The sequence below is a fragment of the Bradyrhizobium sp. USDA 4486 genome (assembly GCF_054057995.1).
Window position 1 is genome coordinate 5,844,394 of the sequence record NZ_JBSRZV010000001.1, and the last position, 18,279, is coordinate 5,862,672.

Here is an 18,279-nt window from a genome sequence, read left to right on the forward strand (position 1 = left end):
TGCAAGCCAAGATGCCGTGCAAGTTGTGGATGGTTTCGCAGGTCTCATCGCGCTCTCCGACGCGCCGGTGGCGCTGTGGCAATTCTACACCCCGGCCCGGCCATCCGCCGCCCAAAACACGCGTCCAACATCAACGATCGCGGAGGCTTGTTTGATCCCGGCAGCACGGCGAAATGGCGACCGCTTCCCCTGATCGTGCCGAGAGCTGCTGCGGTGCGGCGTCACGCTGTGTGCAGCGCTGCCGCGCGCGCCGATATCATGAACAAAATCAGTCAGATAGCTGAAAGCGACGCAATCGTGACTTGGCTTGACTTGATTATAGGCCATCAGTATGGTCCGCGCGGCTTTTGAGGGTGGCGGGCGTAATTTCCATTCAACCGTGGCGTTTCTGGTCTTCGTGGCATGGCTCAAGACACGGGACACGACGAGAATGGAAATCGCGATAGATCGCCTGAGGAAGCTGCGCTTTCCGAACGGCTCGGAAGTCTTGATAAGCGGTTGTCCGAAATTCGCGGCCGCCACATCAAGACCGAGCAACCCACAGGTGACGGTGGAGACGGAGCGGCCAGAGCCTCGGCGATGGCGCTTGGTTTTCGGTTATCTTCGGAGTTGGTCGCCGGTGTCGCTGTCGGAGCGGGGATTGGCTGGGGGTTCGACCGCTTGCTGTCGACGTCGCCCTTCGGGTTTATCGTGTTCCTGCTGCTGGGCTTCGTCGCCGGCGTGGTGAATGTGGTGAGATCTGCGGGCGCGGGTCAAAACAGGCGCGGTGGTTCTTAGCCGATCCGTACAGGAGAGGAATGATCGCGCCGGCCTTGCCGGTGCGGGCCGGCCCGGCCGGCAGACCGAGACCCGCCGGCATCGCCCGGCAGACCAAGAGATGCCGCGCTGATGAAAATCGACCCGATCCACCAGTTCAACATCGAGCCTCTCTTCACCCTGGGCCATATCGGCAATCACACGATCGCCTTCACCAATTCGTCGCTCTACATGCTGGTGGCAGTCGCCATCATCTCGATTCTGATGCTTGCCAGCGGCAGGCAGCTGGTTCCCGGGCGCCTGCAGTCGGTCGCCGAGATCTCCTACGAATTCGTCGCGTCGACCATCCGTTCGACAGCCGGCGCGGAAGGCATGAAGTTCTTCCCGCTGATCTTCTCGCTGTTCATGTTCATCTGCGTCTCGAACCTGGTCGGCATCATCCCCTACACCTTCACGGTCTCGAGTCATCTGATCGTCACCGCCGGGCTGGCACTGCTGGTCTTCTTCACCGTGCTGATCTACGGCGTCGCCAAGAACGGGGTGAAATTCTTCAAGATTTTCGTTCCTCACGGCGTCCCCGGCTACGTCCTTCCGCTGGTCATGTTCATCGAGGTCCTGTCGTTCTTCCTGCGGCCGGTCTCGCACAGCATTCGTCTGTTCGCCAACATGCTGGCCGGCCATATCGCACTGAAGGTGTTCGCGGGCTTCGTCGCCATGCTGGGCTTCTCGCTCGGTGCCATCGGCTGGGTCGGCGGCGTGCTGCCGCTGGCGCTCACGATCGCGCTGTACGCCCTCGAGATTCTGGTCGCGTTCCTGCAAGCCTACGTGTTTGCGATCCTGACCTGCATCTACCTCAACGACGCCATTCATCCGGGACACTGAGCGGTCCGGGGAATTTCCACCCACAACCCAATCTTTCTTCCAAGGAGTCTAAAATGGATCCGGCAGCAGCAAAACTTATCGGCGCGGGCATCGCGTGCATCGGCATGGGCGGTGCGGGCGTCGGCGTGGGCGTGATCTTCGGCAACTACCTCGCCGCGGCCGTCCGCAATCCGTCCGCCGCTCAGGGCCAGTTCGGCAACCTGATCTTCGGCTTCGCCGTGACCGAGGCGCTCGGCATCTTCTCGCTGCTGATCGCTCTGCTTTTGCTGTTCGTTTTCTAAAGAACGACTTCTTCCGCGCCGCTTCATCCGAAGCGGCGCGTGACAGCAACAGGAGTACTCCATGGCCGAGAGTCATGGCGGGGCGAAAGGTCCGGCGACTGACGCCCACACCGAAGCCGATGGCGGTCATCACGGCGGCGGCTTTCCGCCGTTCGAGAGCAGCACCTTTGCTTCGCAGCTGGTGTCGCTCGCGATCTTCTTCGTCGCGCTTTACGTGATCGTGTCCAAGCTCGCTCTGCCGAAGGTCGGCGGTGCGATCGAAGCGCGTCAGAACAAGATCGAGGGTGACCTCGCTGAGGCTCAGAGGCTGAGGGACCAGTCCGAGGCGGCGCTGAAGGCCTATGAAGGCGAGCTCGCTTCGGCGCGTTCGCGGGCGCAGGCGATCGGCAACGAATCCCGCGACAAGGCGAATGCGCAGGCGGAAGTCGAGCGCAAGGCGCTGGAAGAGCAGCTGGCGGCCAAGCTCGCCGAGGCGGAAAAGACCATCGCCTCGACCCGCACGACCGCCATGAGCAACGTCCGCGGCATCGCGGCCGATGCGGCAGGCCAGATCGTGCAGCAGCTTACCGGCATCGTTCCGGATGCGGCGTCGGTCAATGCCGCCGTTGATGCGTCCTTGAAGGGTTAGTCGAGATGTTCTTCGATCCTGAAACCTGGGTCGCCGTCGCCTTCGTGATCCTGATGATCGTGTTCGGCTATCTCGGCGTCTTCAAGTCGGCGATGACCGCGCTCGATCATCGCGCCGCCCGCATCAAGGCCGAGCTCGACGAGGCGAGGCGCCTCAAGGAGGAAGCGGCCAAGGTGCTCGCCGATTACAAGGCGCGCAGCGCAACGGCCGAGCGCGAGGCTGCCGACATCATCGCCAATGCCAAGTCCGAAGCCGAGCGCATCGCGGCCGAGGCCAAGGCGAAGATGGAAGACTTCGTCGCCCGCCGCACCAAGACCGCGGAGAGCAAGATCGCGCTCGCCGAAGCCCAGGCGCTGGCCGACGTCCGCGCCGCAGCCGCGGAAGCCGCCGTGCAGGCCGCCTCGACGATTCTGTCGCAGTCGGTCAAGGGCCAGGTCGCCGACGATCTGCTCGCCAAGGGCATCAACGAAGTCAGGCAGAAGCTGAACTGACAGGATAGCCTTCCCCAATCAACAAGCCGGCGCGACAAGCGCCGGCTTTTGCTTGTGCGAGATGCTTCCTCATCGTCATGCCCGGGCTTGTCCCGGGCACCCACGTCTTCTCCGCAAGATGAACGTGGATGGCCCGGCCATGACGGCTGAATTTCGTGCTGGTAGCTACTTCTTCTTCCCTCGCCCTTTCGGCTCGGGCGAAAGCGCCTGCGGGTCGAAGCCGACATAGAAGATGTAGGAATCGGCGACCGCGGGCGACGGCACCGGATAAGAGAGATCCTCGGCGACGAAGGTGAACGGCACGCTGCCGCCCTCGGACATCTCGACCGTGGTCCGGTAGGCCTTCGAGGCAATCACCTTCTCGCCGACGCCGCCCTGCACCACGGCGACGCGCAGCGGTACCTCGACCGTCGACGGCGCGCCGGCGGGACCCGCGATGACGCGGCCCTGGATGCCGATCCGGGCCGTGATCTCGGCGCCGTTCCGGGTACATTCACGCGCCATCTTGGTGATCGAGGCCTGGAAGCGGACGTCGTTGCCGACCGCTGGCTTGCCGGTGGCGCCGACCCCGTAGGTGGAGGCGCCGGCGCGCACCGTGACCTGCGGGCAATCGACGTCGTCGTCGGCGGCCGGCTGGCCCGGCGCGGGCGCCGGCTTGGGCTGGGCCGGCTCGTCGGACTTGCCGCCAAAGAGGTTCTTGAAGCGATCGGTGAGCGACTGGGCCGCCACCGGCGAGACCGAGGCGAGTGCAATTGACAACGCCAGCGCGACCGCCGTCCCCCGTCGCAACGTCATCCGCGATGACCGAAGCTCCTGCACCATCGACACTCATACTCCATGGACAAACATCGGCCGATCGCCGACCGGCCTTGCGCGTTATATCGTCAAAATCGGCGAACCCAAGGCAGCAAAAGGCCGTCGCAATGCGACTTTGGCTACAGGAATAGCCGGGGTTCAGCCGCGGAAGTCCTCGTGCAGGAGACCGAACAGCAAATGGTCCTGCCAGACCCCGTTGATGCAGAGATAGCGGCGCGCCAGCCCCTCGCGGGAGAAGCCGCACTTCTCCAGCACACGGATCGACGGCGCGTTGGTGGGGATGCAGGCGGCCTCGACCCGGTGCAGATTGAGCTCGCCGAACAGCGTCGGCAGCAGCACGCGAAGCGCAGCCGTCATGTAGCCGCGATGGGCGTGGGGCTGGCCGACCCAATAGCCGATGGTGCCGGCCTGCACGATGCCGCGGCGGACATTGGCGAGCGTGATGCCGCCGACCATCGCGCCGTCGAGCTCGCGGAAGATCAGAAACGGGTAGGAGCGGTCTGCGGCGATGTCCTCGGAATAGCGGCGCAGGCGGCGACGGAAGCCGGATCGGGTGAGATCGTCCGACGGCCAGATCGGCTCCCAGGGCGTCAGGTAATCGCGGCTGCTCTCGCGCAGATGGGCCCATTGCAGGAAGTCCGACATCTGCGGCGCACGCAGCAGCAGCCCGTTGCCGCGCGGAGCAAGGGCGGCGGGTCCACTGGAAGGCAGGCGAAAGAGAGCCATGGTGATGCTTCCCGGGGGCGGAGGCTCCGTGGCGCGGCTCCTAATGCAGCCGCGCCTTGGCGCGCGCCCGCGTCAATCCTTCCGCAAAAGACACCGCCGTGTCCAGACCCCTGCCGCTGCCTAATGCGACAACTGCAGGGCGGCTACGCGAAAGCAGCGCGCGCGCGGCATCCCGGGTCGATTCGACACTGACCGCGTCGATCCGGGCGACCAGTTCCTGCACCGTCTGCGGCCTTCCATAGGCCAGCACATGCCGGGCGAGTTGCTCGGCGCGGGACGAGCAGCTCTCCAGCGCCATCAGCAGGCCTGCCTTCATCTGCGCCTTGGCGCGCGCGATCTCGGCCTCGGTCAGGGTCTCGACCGAATCATTCATGATGTCGACCACGACCTCCATCATCTCCGGCGCGTCGGCCGGATCGGTTCCGGTGTAGAGGCCGAAGAAGCCGGTGTCGGTATAGGGAGCGTGGAAGCTGTAGATCGAATAGCAGAGGCCGCGCTTCTCGCGCACCTCCTGGAACAGCCGCGACGACATCCCGCCGCCGAGGATGTTGGTGAAGACCTGGAGCGAGAACAGCGACAGGTCGGTCTGCGGCACGCCTTCCAGCGCCAGCGTTAGATGCGCCTGCTCGAGCTCGCGATGCACCACCTTGGCGCCGCCCTTGCCGAACTGCGCCGACTGCGGCTTCGGACCCGGCGTCGCCTCGAAGCTTGCAAAGCGCTTCTCGACCTCGGCGACCACCTGCTTGTGATCGACCGCCCCCGCCGCCGCCACCACCATGTCGGGGCCGCGATAATGCGTCGACAGATAGCCGCGCAGCATGTCGCGGTTGAAGCTGCGCAGCGTTTTCGCGGTGCCGAGCAGCGAGCGGCCCATCGGCTGGTCGGGATAGCAGAGCTCGTTGAGATGCTCGAACACGACGTCGTCGGGCGTGTCCTGCGCGGCGCCGATCTCCTGCACGATGACGTTCTTCTCGCGCTCAAGCTCGTCGGGCTCGAAGGCGGGATTGGCGAGGATGTCGGCGAGCACGTCGAGCGCCAGCGGCACGTCGGCCTTCAGCACCCGCGCGTAATAGGACGTGGTCTCGGTCGAGGTGCCGGCATTGAGGTCGCCGCCGACCGCCTCGATCTCCTCGACGATCTCGCGCGAGGAGCGCCTGGTGGTGCCCTTGAACGCCATGTGCTCCAGGAGATGCGAGATGCCGTGCTCGTTCGGCTTCTCGTCGCGGCCGCCGACGCCCGCCCAGACGCCGAGCGCCGCGGTCTCGAGATGGGGCATCTTGTCGGTGACGACGGTCAGGCCGGAGGCAAGCTTGGAGATCTCGACGCTCATCCGGCAACTCCCTGTTTTGCGGCGCGGCTGACCGACAGCACGAACCGCTCGACCTCGGCCTGATCGTTCTTCATCACCTTCATGTGTTCGGATTTGGTCATGAGACCGTCGAGCCAGGCCGGCAGTTGCGGCCGCTGGCCGCAGGCCGCCTCGACCGCGTCAGGGAATTTGGCCGGATGGGCCGTCGAGAGCACGATGCTGGGCACCGTGGTGTCGGTGGTGTCGCGGTCGGCAACAGCAAGCGCCACCGCGGTGTGCGGGTCGACCAGCTCGCCCGCCTCGCGCCAGGCGGCGCGGATCGCGGCCGCGGTCTCGGTCTCGTCGGCGCGGCCCGCGTCGAACTCCTCGCGGATGGCGGCGAGCGTCGCATCGGGCAGCACGAAGCGCCCCGACTGCTTCAGCGAGTCCATGAGCCGGCGCACGCCGGCCGCATCGCGCTTGCCGGCTTCGAACAGCAGCCGCTCGAAATTCGAGGAGATCTGGATGTCCATCGACGGCGAGGCGGTCGCATGCACCTCGCGCACCTCGTAGATGCCGGTCTTCAGCGTTCGCGCCAGGATGTCGTTGACGTTGGCGGCGATGCATAGCGTGCGCACCGGTAGGCCCATGCGCTTGGCGACATAGCCGGCAAAGATGTCGCCGAAATTGCCGGTCGGAACGATGAAGTCCACCGCGCGCGCCGGCGCGCCGACGGCAACGGCCGAGGTGAAATAGTAGACCACCTGGGCAACGATGCGCGCCCAGTTGATGGAATTGACGCCAGAAAGCGAGGTCGCATCGCGGAAGCGATGGTTGTTGAACATGCCCTTCACGAGCGCCTGGCAGTCGTCGAAGGTCCCTTCGATGGCGAGCGCATGGACGTTGGCCGCACCCGTCGTCGTCATCATCCGCTGCTGCACCTCGGAGATGCGGCCGTGCGGAAACAGCACGATGAGATCGACATTCTCGAGGCCTGCGAAGGCTTCGACTGCGGCACCGCCGGTGTCGCCTGAGGTCGCGACCACGATGGTGGTGCGCTGGCCGCGCTTGGCGAGCACGTGGTCCATCAGCCGCGAGATCAGCTGCATCGCCACGTCCTTGAAGGCGAGCGTCGGACCGTGAAACAGCTCCAGCACGAATTGGTGCGGCGCCATCTGGCGCAGCGGCACCACCGCGGGATGACGGAAGGTGGCGTAGGCCTCGTTCGCCATGCGGCCGAGTTCGGCGTCCGATATCTCGCCGGCGGCGAAGGGGCGGATCACGTCGACCGCGACCTCCCAATAGGGGCGACCGAAGAAGCCGGCGATGGTTTCGGTCGAGAGCTGCGGCCAAATGGCCGGCACATACAGCCCGCCATCCCGGGCGAGCCCGGTCAGCATCACGTCGCAGAAGCCGAGTTCGGGGGCCTCGCCCCGGGTCGAGATATAACGAGTCAAACTGCCCTCCAAAGGCCGCCCGGGCCGAAGCTCGATCCGTAAGCCTTTGATTTCACGAAAATACTTGTTAACAGCCAGAGGCTTTGGGCCACCATAAAGTGTTTTGCGGCGTCGGGAAACCGCTTCCCACCGAGGCCTTTGCAACGAAAAGGGCTGCGGCGATGCCGCAGCCCTCTCTTGGAAGGTCTGTCGTTGATGTGTGCAGACCGGTTGGCTCGTGCGGGTGGCGAGGCCCACTAAACTGTCGGCGCCAGCTTTCGTTGCCCGTCATCAGATCGTCAAGAGCGAAAACTGCGTACGCCGAAAGATGTTCCCTGTTTTTCCCGGGATGTTTCGGGCCGGTCCCTGCGCTTTCCCGCGCAGGTTCGTTCCGGACCTGCCACTTTTTCCCGAATTTTTCGGTTGCCTCGGGAACGAATGATCCGGCGGCCGATTGTGTCGGCGGATCGTATCCGCCGTCATCCATGCATTGCCCGGCCGACGGCGGCGCCGATCCGTCGACCGAACCGCTGCATCCTGGAGCAGCCGGTTCGGTCGCTATCGGACCTCAGTTCATCCCGATTTCCACCGCGATCCTGATCAGGTCGGAATGGTTCTTGGCCCCTAACTTCTGCTTGAGAAGAGAGGTGGTGTTGGCCACCGTCTTGTAGGAGATGCCGAGCGCCTCGGCGACCTCGACGATCTTGTCGCCGCGCCCGAGCAGGCGGAGGATCTCGAGCTCCCGCGGCGTCATCTGCGAGGCCGGATTGGCCTTGATCGCGGCGCCGGAGAACGTCACGGCTTCGGCAAGCTGCGGCGAGATGAAATTGTCACCCGCGACCACCTTGCGTACGGCTTTCAGCAGGATCCTGGGATCGTCGCCCTTGGAAACATAGCCCTGTGCGCCCAGCTCGACCGCCCGCACCACGAACGCCGGATCGTCATTCATGCTGAACATGATGATCTTGGCCTCGGGATCGTCCTTGCGGATGCGTCGCATCAGCTCGAAGCCGGAGACGTCGGGCAGGCTGATATCGATCACGGTGACGTCAGGCCGCTTGCTGACATAGGCGCGATGCCCGGATTTGGCATCCGTCGCCTCGTCGATGCGGATCGAATGGTCGGACGCGAAAAGCGTCCGGCATCCGGACAGCACCACAGGATGGTCGTCGACGATCAGAACCTTGGTCGCCGGCTTGGCGGTATCTTGCATCGCGCGCTCTCTTGTTTTTCGACTCATAGACCGGCGGGAACAAATGGAAAGAGCAAATCGCCCCGATGCGCGTTAGAATTGACCTAATGTGGCAACGGCTCTCGTTCAGAACCCAACTGTTTCTTCCGCTCGGCCTGAGCTTTCTAGCCGCGCTGGCCATGGGCGGCGTGCTGCTCCAGACATTCGCGACCGGCCAGCTGGTCGACGAGAACGAGCCGGGTCGCCGTTCGACCCGGACCGTCGCCGTCGCGCTCAACAACGCCCTCGGCGCCTCGGACAATCCACGGAAGATCCTCGATGCGTTCGTCCATTCGCTGGATCCCTCCTCTGATATCCAATTCCGCCCCATGGAAGCAGGTCCCGCGCCCGCTGTGAAGGACCGTCTGCACGATCCGCATGGCGTACCCCAATGGTTCGCCGACCTGATCGTCATTCCGGATATGGATGCGGCCTCACCTGTCATCATCGATGGCAAGCGTGTCGGCGACATCGTCTTCATGCCCGATCTATCGGCCGACCTGTTCGAGAAATGGATCGGCTTTCTGGCGCTGACGAGCCTGATCGCCGTATTGACGGTGCTGACCGGCACGATCGCTTATCTGTTCGCGGAATCGGCGCTGCGCCCTCTGCAAAAGCTCGGCGCAGGCCTCACCCGAATGCGGCGCGGCGATTACGCGATGCCGATCCCGGTGGCAGGGCCGCCGGAGATCCGGCAGAGCTGCGAGGAGGCCAACGCGCTGGCAACGACGCTTGCGCGACTGAGCCAGGACAATCGCGACCTGCTGCATCGCCTGGTGTCGCTCCAGGACGACGAGCGGCGCGACCTCGCCCGCGAGCTGCATGACGAGCTCGGACCGCTGCTGTTCGGCATCCGCGCCAGCGCCATCGCGCTGGCCGAGGCCTCGCCGCAAGCAGGAAATCTCGGCAATTCGGCGCAGGAGGTGATGCGATCGGTCGAGGCGCTGCAGCAGGCCAATCGCCGCATCCTGGACCGGCTGCGGCCGCTCTACATCGAGCAACTGGGGCTCGAGACCAGCGTGCAGACGCTGCTCCAGAACTTTCGCAGGCAGGCGCCGCATATCAGCCTGACGGCCGCGATCGATCCCGCGCTGAACGAGATCAACGGACCGCTGGCCCAGACCGTCTATCGCGTGATCCAGGAGGCGCTGACCAACGTCCTGCGTCATGCCAATGCCCGCAATGCCCATGTGCAGGCAACCAGCGCAAACGAGGCGCTCGCCATCGAGATCTCCGACGATGGCGGCGGCTTTCCGGAGAACAACGTCTTTGGCCGGGGCCTCACCGGCATGCACGAGCGTGTGCGCGCGCTCAGCGGTTCATTGTCACTGCTGCGCGCGGACGAGCGAACCTATGTGCGCTGCCGACTGCCGGTGGATGCGACGCGAGAACAGCCGCCGCAGAGCTAAAGCATGATCCGGAAAAGTGCGAAGCGGTTTTCCGGAAAGATCATGCGTAAACAACAACCTAAAGCGCGATGACGATTCATCCAAATCTCATCGCGCTTTAGAGCATAATGAAATCAGGTTCGGCGCGCTATCCGTGGTTCACCTCTCCCCGTGGGGAAGAGGCGAACAGATTCCCGGGCACGCATCGATGCACCAAAACTTATCGCGTTTTAGTTAGCACGCGCAGCCGTCGTGGGAGTTCTGCGGCGACGGGGTGCACAGGGTGCTGTTGATCTTGCCTTCCGCACTGAAGCGAAACGAGGCGAGGATGCGCAGTGAGCCAGCGACGGAATATTCGAGATCGATGCCGTGCGGCACGGGATTGATTTCTTCGAGGCCGAATCCGACCGACGAGAAGGTGCTGAGCCGGGGTCTCCAGTAGGTTTCGAGCTCGCTTCGGCCACGATAATGCTGCGTGCCGTTGCAGGTGCATTCGAGCCGGGCGTCGTCCGTGTAGAGGTCGAGCAGGCTCGCAAGGTCGCCCGTGCGGCAGGCGTCGACCCAGTCGACGACAATTCCCATCTGATCAATATCGCTCACGCCAACATCCTGTTTGCCGCGAAAACGTGCGCGGGGCTTAGGACCACAGTCGTGAATATGCGCTGAATAATAAAGCCCGGGTGATCCCGGGTTGCTTCCGGAACCTACGGTCATGTCAGGCGGGGCGTCGGCCCCTCATCCAGACGCCGAGCCCGATCAGCACCGCGCCTGCGAGCGCGAACCAGGTGATGGCGTATTGCAGATGATCATCCTTCAGATGCACGTCGAGCGGCCCCGGACGCGGGATGCCGTTCTCGGGCGCAGGCCGCTCCAGATCGATATAGAACGGCGCAACCGCGCCCCAGCCAAGCGCACTTGCGATCGCCAGATGATCGCGCGCGAACCATAGCCGCTTGTCGCGATTCGCCGCCGGCGTCAGCCAGCCAGGGGCCTCGGGAAAGCGCAGATAGCCGGTGAGCGCGACCGGCTGCCCGGTGACGAGCTTCTTTACCGCACGATCCTCGACACCGCGGTCCTGCATCGTGTTGTCGACGAAGCCGGTGTCGATCACGATCATCTCACCGTTCGGAAGGCGCGCAGGCAGGAAGGCCCAGGTGCCGGGGCCGGATGCGTCCTTGCGCACGGCCGAGCCGGAGGAATAGATCATCGCATCAGGCAACGGTGCATAGGTCGCGGTGAAGCTGACGCGGCGGAATTCGTCGTGCGCGGGATCGAGCGCGGTCCATTGCGCCGGCGGCGGCAGCGCGATCGGCGCCTCGGCCAACCGCTCGGTGAGTGCCGCGATCAGCTCGTGCTTGGCGACCCGGCGCTGCAATTGCCAGGCTCCGAGCGAGATGAAGATCGCCGTCAGCAAGAGCGTGAACAGCGCGAAGCCGGCCACGCGAGGCTTGCGCGCCGTCTCGTTCATTTCGCGCGGTCGATCAGCCGGCCCGGCGCCGCCTTGTGGTGGAATTGCAGCGCGATCAGCAGCGACTTCATGGAGCGCAGTGGCAACAGCGTGGTGGCGAGGATCAGCGGCAGCCACAGCACCGCATGCAGCCAGAACGGCGGCTGGTACTTGACCTCGACGACAAGCGCGCAGCCGACCACGATCGCACCGGCCAGCATGATGATGAAGATCGCCGGACCGTCGCCGCTGTCGATAAAGGCGTAATCGAGGCCGCAGCGGTCGCAGGACGGCGCGAGCGTCAGGAAGCCCGCATAGAGCTTGCCCTGGCCGCAGCGGGGGCATTTGCAGGCAAGCCCGCGCATCGCGCTTTGCAGGACCGTGGTCTCGGGCTCGGATGTGCCGGTGGTGTCGTTCATGATCGCGGACTCTATCACAGTTTCCGCCGAGCTTGCGGCGGGCGAAAAGCGAAAGGGCGGCCCTGCGACCGCCCCTTCTGATCAATTCACGACGACTTAGTGCGCGCCGTGGGCCATGGTCTCGGCACCGTGTCCCCACACATAGATGCAGAGGAACAGGAACAGCCAGACCACGTCGACGAAATGCCAGTACCAGGCGGCGAACTCGAAGCCGAGATGCTGCTTCGGCGTGAAGTGGCCGGCATAAGCGCGCGCGAGGCACACGATCAGGAAGATGGTGCCGACCAGCACGTGGAAGCCATGGAAGCCGGTCGCCATGAAGAAGGTGGCACCGTAGACGTTGCCGGCGAAGGAGAACGCCGCATGGCTGTACTCATAGGCCTGCACGCATGTGAAGGCGGCGCCGAGCAAGACCGTGAGAATCAGGCCGTACTTCAGGCCCTGGCGATCGTTCTCGAGCAGCGCATGGTGGGCCCAGGTCACGGTGGTGCCCGAGGTGAGCAGGATCAGCGTGTTCAGCAGCGGCAGATGCCAGGGATCGAAAGTCTCGATGCCGTGGGGCGGCCAGGTGCCGGGGACCGAGCAGGCGCCGGCCTGGGTGCCGAGACCGCAGCCGAACACCGCATCGCGGGTGGCGTGGACGGCGTCGGCCGGGAACAGCGCCGCGTTGAAATAGGCCCAGAACCAGGCCACGAAGAACATCACCTCGGAGGCGATGAACAGGATCATGCCGTAGCGGTGATGGAGCTGCACGACGCGGGTGTGATCGCCCTTGTACTGGGCTTCCTTGATCACGTCGGCCCACCAGCTCGCCATGGTGTAGAGCACGCCGACGGTGCCGACACCGAACACGATCGGCGCTGCCGAGAACATATGGTGCATCCAGGCGATCGCGCCGACCGCCATGATGAAGGCTGAGAGCGAGCCGACGGCCGGCCAAGGAGAGGGATCGACCAGGTGGTAGTCGTGATGCTTGCCTTGCGCGGTAGCCATTTGCGGTCTCTCTCCTCAATCCCGTGCCTGTCCGGCACTTATCCCCTTGTTTCCAACCCCCGTGGCGCGAAGCCCGGCGATCAGAGATTTCCCTTGCGTTTGTCGTCCTCGCCGGATGCGAGCGGCTTCACCACCGGATCCTTCACCGGATAGAACGTGTAGGACAGCGTGATCGTGTTCAGCCCGTCGTTCTCGTGATCGTCGGCGATCGACGGATCGACATAGAACACGACCGGCATCTCGCGCTTCTCGCCCGGCGCCATGGTCTGCTCGGTGAAGCAGAAGCAGTTGATCTTCTGGAAGTAGGACCCGACCGTCAGCGGCGCGACATTGTAGGCGGCCTGGCCCGCGGTGGTGCGCGCGGCCTGGTTGGTGACGGTATAGAACACGGTGACGACCTGGCCGATATTGACCTCGATCTCGCTCTGCTCCGGCTCGAACTTCCAGGGCAGGCCGGGCGCAACGTTGGAATCGAAGCGCACGGCGATCTTCCGCGCGATCGGCCCGTTGGCGGGCGCGGCGGTCGCGACTTGCGTCGTGCCGTTGAAGCCGGTGGCGCGGCAGAACCAGTTGTAGAACGGCACCGCCGCATAGGAGGCGCTGACCATCAGTGCGACCACGCCGCCGCAGATGGAGGCAACCACCACATCGCGGCCCAGCCCGCGGCCTTTTGCCGGCTTACGATTGGCCGGCTTGGCGCTGACGTCCTGCGATATGGTCGGATCGTGATCCATGATTCCTACATCGGCCGGACTAGCACTGCCGGTCCCTTGACCATGGTGACGGCGAAGAACAGCACGACGAGCACGCCGAGCGCCAAAGCAATGGCAATGGAGCGCTGACGACGACTCTTTTTCTGCGCCTCGGTGAGGACGATTCCATCTGGCTCGGGTTTGTCGGCCATTCCTGCCTCATGCGCCCCCAACCATCGGAGCAAGCGCCCGGAACACGACCTCGGCCAGCAGGGTCGCGAACAGCGCGAACAGATACAGGATCGAGAAGGCGAACAGTTTCCGCGTCGCGCGCAAGGACTGGCTGCGCTCGCGGCGGACGTAGACGTTGATCGCGAGCAGCAGCATGCCGGTGCCGAGGATCAGCGAGACCACGCCGTAGACGGCGTCGAAATAGCCGAGCGCCCACGGCGCGGCGGCGACCGCGATCAGCACGATGGTGTAGAGCAGGATCTGCAGCCGCGTCGCGTCGGGGCCCGCGACGTTGGGCAGCATCGGAATGCCGGCGCGCGCGTAATCGTCGGAGCGGAACAGCGCCAGCGCCCAGAAATGCGGCGGCGTCCAGAAGAAGATGATGGCGAACAGCAGCAGCGGCTCGACGTCGACCGTGCCCGTCACCGCGGCCCAGGCCACCACCGGCGGCAGCGCGCCGGCGGCGCCGCCGATCACGATGTTCTGCGCGGTCCAGCGCTTCAAGAGCATCGTGTAGATCACGACGTAGAAGAAGATGGTGAAGGCGAGCAGCGCGCCCGCGATCCAGTTGACGAGGATGCCGAGCGTCATCACCGAGAAGAAGGCGAGGGTCGTACCGAACGCCATGGCTTCAGGACGGGTTATGCGGCCGCGCGGGATCGGCCGGTTCGCCGTGCGCGACATTTTCGCGTCGATATCGCCTTCGAGCGCCATGTTGAGCGCCCCGGAGGCGCCGGCGCCGACGGCGATGCAGAGTAGTGAGGTGATCGCAAGCACCCAGTGGAAATGCCCGGGCGCCATAGCCATGCCGACCAGCGCGGTGAAGATCACCAGCGACATCACCCGCGGCTTGAGCAGCGCGATGTAGTCGCGAACCTCCGCCTCGGAGATGCGCGGATTGATGTCGATGGCGTTGTGGTCGAGGACGGACACTAATCTAGCTCGCTTCGTTATAGAGCCGCGGCGCCCATGCGGGCGCCGCGGAAGATGGCTTACTGCACGCGGGGCAGCACTTCGAACTGGTGGAAGGGCGGCGGCGAGGACAGCGTCCACTCCAGCGTGGTCGCACCCGCACCCCACGGATTGTCGCCCGCCGGCACCTTGCGGGCGAAAGCGTCGATCACGCAGTAGAGGAAGATCAGGACGCCGAAGCCCGAGATGTAGGAGCCGAGCGACGAGACCAAGTTCCAGCCGGCGAAGGCATCGGGATAGTCGACGTAGCGGCGCGGCATGCCCGACAGGCCGAGGAAGTGCTGCGGGAAGAACACCAGGTTCACGCCGATGAAGGTGACCCAGAAATGCGCCTTCGCCAGCGTCTCGTTGTACATGTAGCCCGTCATCTTCGGGAACCAGTAGTACCAGCCGGCGAAGATCGCGAACACCGCGCCGAGCGACAGCACGTAATGGAAGTGCGCGACGACGTAGTAGGTTTCCTGGAGCACGCGGTCGACGCCCGCGTTCGCCAGCACGACACCGGTGACGCCGCCGATCGTGAACAGGAAGATGAAGCCCACCGCCCAGATCATCGGGGCGCGGAATTCGATCGAGCCGCCCCACATCGTGGCGATCCAGGAAAAGATCTTCACGCCGGTCGGAACGGCGATCACCATGGTCGCGGCGACGAAATAGGCCTGCGTCGCCGAGGACATGCCGACCGTGTACATATGGTGCGCCCACACCACGAAGCCGATGCCGCCGATCGCGACCATGGCGTAGGCCATGCCGAGATAGCCGAACACGGGCTTGCGCGAGAAGGTCGAGACGATCTGGCTGATCATGCCGAAGCCGGGCAGGATCAGGATGTACACCTCGGGGTGGCCGAAGAACCAGAACAGGTGCTGGAACAGCACGGGGTCGCCGCCGCCGTCGGGCGCGAAGAACGTCGTGCCGAAATTGCGGTCGGTGAGCAGCATGGTGATCGCGCCGGCGAGCACCGGCAGCGACAGCAGCAGCAGGAACACCGTCACCAGGATCGACCACACGAACAGCGGCATCTTGTGCAGGGTCATGCCCGGCGCGCGCATGTTGAAGATGGTGGTGATGAAGTTGATGGCGCCGAGGATCGACGAGGCACCGGCAAGGTGCAGCGACAGGATCGCGAAGTCAACGGCCGGGCCCGGATGGCCGGAGCTCGACAGCGGAACGTACATGGTCCAGCCGGCGCCGACGCCGTTGGCGCCCGGCTCGCCCTCGACGAAGGTCGACATCAGCAGCAGCGCGAACGAGGCCGGCAGCAGCCAGAACGAGATGTTGTTCATGCGCGGGAACGCCATGTCGGGCGCCCCGATCATCAGCGGCACGAACCAGTTGCCGAAGCCGCCGATCATCGCGGGCATGACCATGAAGAAGATCATGATCAGACCGTGGCTGGTCACGAAGACGTTGTAGGTGTGCGTCTCATGGAAGATCTGCACGCCCGGATACATCAGCTCGGCACGGATCGCGATCGACATCGCGGCACCGATAATGCCGGCGACGACCGCGAAGATCAGGTACATCGTGCCGATGTCCTTGTGATTGGTCGAATAGACGTAGCGCCGCCATCCGGTCGGATGAGCGTGCTCGTGGTCATGTCCGTGGTCTTGCGCGTGATCGCCGTGTGTCGCTGCGCTCGTTGCCATTTTCAAATCCTGCCTTGCGTCCCGTTCGGACCTTTGGAGGTCCCGCCCTTTATGTCGCTTTCAGTCCCTCGAGCCGTCGCCAGGCGCTTACTGCGTCGGGGCGGCCGCCGAGGCGTAGGTGCTGGTGCCGCCGCTCGCAAATTTCTTCTTCGCCGTCTCGACCCAGGAGGCGAACTCCTGATCGCTGACCACGCGGATAGCGATCGGCATGAAGGCGTGATCCTTGCCGCACAGTTCCGAGCACTGGCCGTAGAACATGCCGGTCTTGGCGGCCTTGAACCAGGTCTCGTTCAGCCGACCCGGAATGGCGTCGATCTTGACGCCGAAGGCCGGCAGCGCGAAGGCGTGGATGACATCGGCGCCGGTGACCTGGACGCGAATCACCTTGTTGACCGGCACCACCATCTCGTTGTCGACACCGAGCAGGCGGGGCTGCTTGTCCTGGGCCATCAGCGAGTCGAACTCGAACTTGCCGTTGTCCGGGTAGGCGTAGGACCAGTACCACTGCTTGCCGGTTGCCTTGACGGTGATATCCGCCTTCGGCACGTCGAGCTCCAGGAACAGGAGCCGGAATGACGGCACCGCGATGCCGACCAGGATCAGCACAGGAACCAGCGTCCACACCACCTCGATCAACGTGTTGTGGGTGGTCCGCGACGGCACCGGATTGGCCTTCGCGTTGAACTTCAGCACCACGATCACCAGCAGCGCCAGAACGAACAGCGTGATCAGGGTAATCAGCACAAACAGGAAATTGTGGAACCAGACGATGTTGTCCATCACCGGCGAGCCGGATTGCTGGAGCGTCCATTCCCACGGCGCCGGCTGCCCGAGCTCGGCGAATGCCGCCCCGCCCGTCGCCAGCGTCATGCCAGCCGCCACCAAGGCGATGGTGGCCAATCCCAGCAAATGCCGGCCCACCCGACCCATCGACATCCTCATGCCGTTCGCGCTCCCCTTACGAAATCACCCCAAGTGCGTTTCCCTATTTCTGGGAAACGCTTATTCGATCCGCCCGTCTGACAAACCGCCGCGCAAGAATACCTCTAAGAGGAATTGGGGCCAGATCGCTAGAACGCCGAAATCAAGCCTCTCAAACCATAATTCTTGATCTATCGCAATGCAGTCTTGAGGCCGGTCTGTCAGCGATCACCCGCAGGATATTTCCTAGTAACATCAGACAAAAATACCGTTTCCCGGGATGCTGCGGCTTGACAGCCGCATTGCCCGCGGTAGGCACTGGCGAACAGCCGCGCAGGAACCTGATTCGTGCTGATGGTGGCGGTGTGGGCGGCGCGGAATTTGCTAGGGAATCGCCTTCAAGCCGCCGTCATTCCCGTATCAGTCCGCCAGGTGCGAGCGACCCAGGCGAGCAGAGGGATCGACCCGATGGGGTTTTCGAGATGCATGGCAAGGGAGGCCAAAAGGCAGGCTGACGGCCTCACGTCGCTGGCAGCCCTGCTGGCCGCGGTGGTCCTGCTGGCGCTGCCGGGCCTTTTCGTACCAAGCCTTGCCCATGCGCAGGGCGCGGTGCGCTCGGTCCATGGCGACTGGCAGATCCGCTGCGACACTCCGCCGGGTGCCCAGACTGAGCAATGCGCCCTGATCCAGAGCGTGGTGGCCGAGGACCGCTCCAATGCCGGCCTGACCGTGATCGTGCTCAAGACCGCCGACCAGAAAAGCCGGCTGATGCGGGTGGTCGCCCCGCTCGGCGTGCTGCTGCCCTCCGGCCTCGGGCTGAAGCTCGACAACCAGGATGTCGGCCGCGCCGGCTTCGTCCGCTGCCTGCCCAATGGCTGCGTCGCCGAGGTCGTCATGGACGACAAGCTGCTCGGCCAATTGCGCAACGCCAAGACCGCGACCTTCATCATCTTCGAGACGCCGGAAGAAGGCATCGGCTTCCCGCTCAGCCTGAACGGGCTCGGCGAGGGCTACGACAAGCTGCCGTAGCAG

The 18,279-nt window shown here is 64.3% G+C and carries 22 protein-coding genes; 7 read left to right on the forward strand and 15 right to left on the reverse strand.

Features of this window, described 5'->3' with window-relative positions:
• Window positions 1-84 precede the first annotated feature (84 nt).
• Complete coding sequence (locus ACVWY3_RS27625; protein ID WP_456841280.1) at window positions 85-327, reverse strand: hypothetical protein; 243 nt, start codon at window positions 325-327, stop codon at window positions 85-87.
• Between the two features lie 75 nt (window positions 328-402).
• Between ACVWY3_RS27625 and ACVWY3_RS27630 the strand changes: the two genes are divergently transcribed.
• From ACVWY3_RS27630 to ACVWY3_RS27650, 5 genes are all read left to right on the forward strand, one after another.
• The gene (locus ACVWY3_RS27630) at window positions 403-777 is read left to right on the forward strand and encodes an AtpZ/AtpI family protein (RefSeq protein WP_283082468.1); all 375 of its coding nucleotides are present in this window, start codon (window positions 403-405) and stop codon (window positions 775-777) included.
• Between the two features lie 111 nt (window positions 778-888).
• Window positions 889-1,638: a F0F1 ATP synthase subunit A gene (locus tag ACVWY3_RS27635; protein ID WP_456841281.1), complete on the forward strand. Its 750-nt coding sequence runs from the start codon at window positions 889-891 to the stop codon at window positions 1,636-1,638.
• A 53-nt stretch (window positions 1,639-1,691) separates the two neighbouring features.
• On the forward strand, window positions 1,692-1,919 hold the full coding sequence (locus ACVWY3_RS27640; protein ID WP_018643436.1) for a F0F1 ATP synthase subunit C: 228 nt from the start codon (window positions 1,692-1,694) through the stop codon (window positions 1,917-1,919).
• A 61-nt stretch (window positions 1,920-1,980) separates the two neighbouring features.
• Window positions 1,981-2,547, forward strand: coding sequence for a F0F1 ATP synthase subunit B family protein (locus tag ACVWY3_RS27645; protein ID WP_456841282.1), 567 nt, complete (start codon window positions 1,981-1,983; stop codon window positions 2,545-2,547).
• Between the two features lie 5 nt (window positions 2,548-2,552).
• Window positions 2,553-3,038 carry a F0F1 ATP synthase subunit B family protein gene (locus tag ACVWY3_RS27650; RefSeq protein ID WP_456841283.1) on the forward strand — a complete coding sequence of 162 codons (486 nt, stop codon included), beginning with the start codon at window positions 2,553-2,555 and terminating at the stop codon, window positions 3,036-3,038.
• Between the two features lie 165 nt (window positions 3,039-3,203).
• Here ACVWY3_RS27650 and ACVWY3_RS27655 read toward each other — a convergent pair whose 3' ends face one another.
• From ACVWY3_RS27655 to ACVWY3_RS27675, 5 genes are all read right to left on the reverse strand, one after another.
• Entirely contained in the window at window positions 3,204-3,860 is a 657-nt protein-coding gene (locus ACVWY3_RS27655; protein WP_456843475.1) for a hypothetical protein, read from the reverse strand.
• 132 nt (window positions 3,861-3,992) lie between these two features.
• Window positions 3,993-4,580, reverse strand: coding sequence for a GNAT family N-acetyltransferase (locus tag ACVWY3_RS27660; RefSeq protein ID WP_011084002.1), 588 nt, complete (start codon window positions 4,578-4,580; stop codon window positions 3,993-3,995).
• A 40-nt stretch (window positions 4,581-4,620) separates the two neighbouring features.
• Entirely contained in the window at window positions 4,621-5,910 is a 1,290-nt protein-coding gene (locus ACVWY3_RS27665; protein ID WP_456841284.1) for a M16 family metallopeptidase, read from the reverse strand.
• Window positions 5,907-7,325 carry a threonine synthase gene (thrC, locus tag ACVWY3_RS27670; RefSeq protein WP_456841285.1) on the reverse strand — a complete coding sequence of 473 codons (1,419 nt, stop codon included), beginning with the start codon at window positions 7,323-7,325 and terminating at the stop codon, window positions 5,907-5,909. The genes ACVWY3_RS27665 and thrC overlap by 4 nt, the downstream gene beginning before the upstream one ends.
• A gap of 547 nt (window positions 7,326-7,872) precedes the next feature.
• Window positions 7,873-8,517: a response regulator transcription factor gene (locus ACVWY3_RS27675; RefSeq protein WP_235541153.1), complete on the reverse strand. Its 645-nt coding sequence runs from the start codon at window positions 8,515-8,517 to the stop codon at window positions 7,873-7,875.
• An 86-nt stretch (window positions 8,518-8,603) separates the two neighbouring features.
• On the opposite strand from ACVWY3_RS27675, the gene ACVWY3_RS27680 reads away from it, so the two are divergent.
• Window positions 8,604-9,944 carry a histidine kinase gene (locus ACVWY3_RS27680; protein ID WP_456841286.1) on the forward strand — a complete coding sequence of 447 codons (1,341 nt, stop codon included), beginning with the start codon at window positions 8,604-8,606 and terminating at the stop codon, window positions 9,942-9,944.
• Between the two features lie 213 nt (window positions 9,945-10,157).
• Here ACVWY3_RS27680 and ACVWY3_RS27685 read toward each other — a convergent pair whose 3' ends face one another.
• The 9 genes from ACVWY3_RS27685 to coxB all read right to left on the reverse strand — a co-directional run bounded on the left by ACVWY3_RS27685 (window position 10,158) and on the right by coxB (window position 17,268).
• On the reverse strand, window positions 10,158-10,523 hold the full coding sequence (locus ACVWY3_RS27685) for a nuclear transport factor 2 family protein (protein ID WP_456841287.1): 366 nt from the start codon (window positions 10,521-10,523) through the stop codon (window positions 10,158-10,160).
• A gap of 115 nt (window positions 10,524-10,638) precedes the next feature.
• On the reverse strand, window positions 10,639-11,391 hold the full coding sequence (locus ACVWY3_RS27690) for an SURF1 family protein (protein WP_456841288.1): 753 nt from the start codon (window positions 11,389-11,391) through the stop codon (window positions 10,639-10,641).
• On the reverse strand, window positions 11,388-11,789 hold the full coding sequence (locus tag ACVWY3_RS27695) for a DUF983 domain-containing protein (RefSeq protein ID WP_456841289.1): 402 nt from the start codon (window positions 11,787-11,789) through the stop codon (window positions 11,388-11,390). Before ACVWY3_RS27695 ends, ACVWY3_RS27690 begins: the two co-directional genes overlap by 4 nt.
• A gap of 96 nt (window positions 11,790-11,885) precedes the next feature.
• Window positions 11,886-12,782, reverse strand: coding sequence for a cytochrome c oxidase subunit 3 (locus ACVWY3_RS27700; protein ID WP_456841290.1), 897 nt, complete (start codon window positions 12,780-12,782; stop codon window positions 11,886-11,888).
• Between the two features lie 80 nt (window positions 12,783-12,862).
• A complete protein-coding gene (locus ACVWY3_RS27705; RefSeq protein WP_456841291.1) occupies window positions 12,863-13,516 on the reverse strand; it encodes a cytochrome c oxidase assembly protein in 654 nt (217 codons plus the stop codon).
• Window positions 13,517-13,521: 5 nt separating this feature from the next.
• The gene (locus tag ACVWY3_RS27710; protein WP_018644977.1) at window positions 13,522-13,686 is read right to left on the reverse strand and encodes a hypothetical protein; all 165 of its coding nucleotides are present in this window, start codon (window positions 13,684-13,686) and stop codon (window positions 13,522-13,524) included.
• A gap of 7 nt (window positions 13,687-13,693) precedes the next feature.
• Window positions 13,694-14,638: a heme o synthase gene (locus ACVWY3_RS27715; protein ID WP_456841292.1), complete on the reverse strand. Its 945-nt coding sequence runs from the start codon at window positions 14,636-14,638 to the stop codon at window positions 13,694-13,696.
• 59 nt (window positions 14,639-14,697) lie between these two features.
• Entirely contained in the window at window positions 14,698-16,326 is a 1,629-nt protein-coding gene (ctaD, locus tag ACVWY3_RS27720; RefSeq protein WP_456841293.1) for a cytochrome c oxidase subunit I, read from the reverse strand.
• An 87-nt stretch (window positions 16,327-16,413) separates the two neighbouring features.
• The gene (gene coxB, locus ACVWY3_RS27725) at window positions 16,414-17,268 is read right to left on the reverse strand and encodes a cytochrome c oxidase subunit II (RefSeq protein ID WP_456841294.1); all 855 of its coding nucleotides are present in this window, start codon (window positions 17,266-17,268) and stop codon (window positions 16,414-16,416) included.
• A gap of 447 nt (window positions 17,269-17,715) precedes the next feature.
• Between coxB and ACVWY3_RS27730 the strand changes: the two genes are divergently transcribed.
• The gene (locus ACVWY3_RS27730) at window positions 17,716-18,276 is read left to right on the forward strand and encodes an invasion associated locus B family protein (protein WP_456841295.1); all 561 of its coding nucleotides are present in this window, start codon (window positions 17,716-17,718) and stop codon (window positions 18,274-18,276) included.
• Window positions 18,277-18,279: the final 3 nt, after the last annotated feature.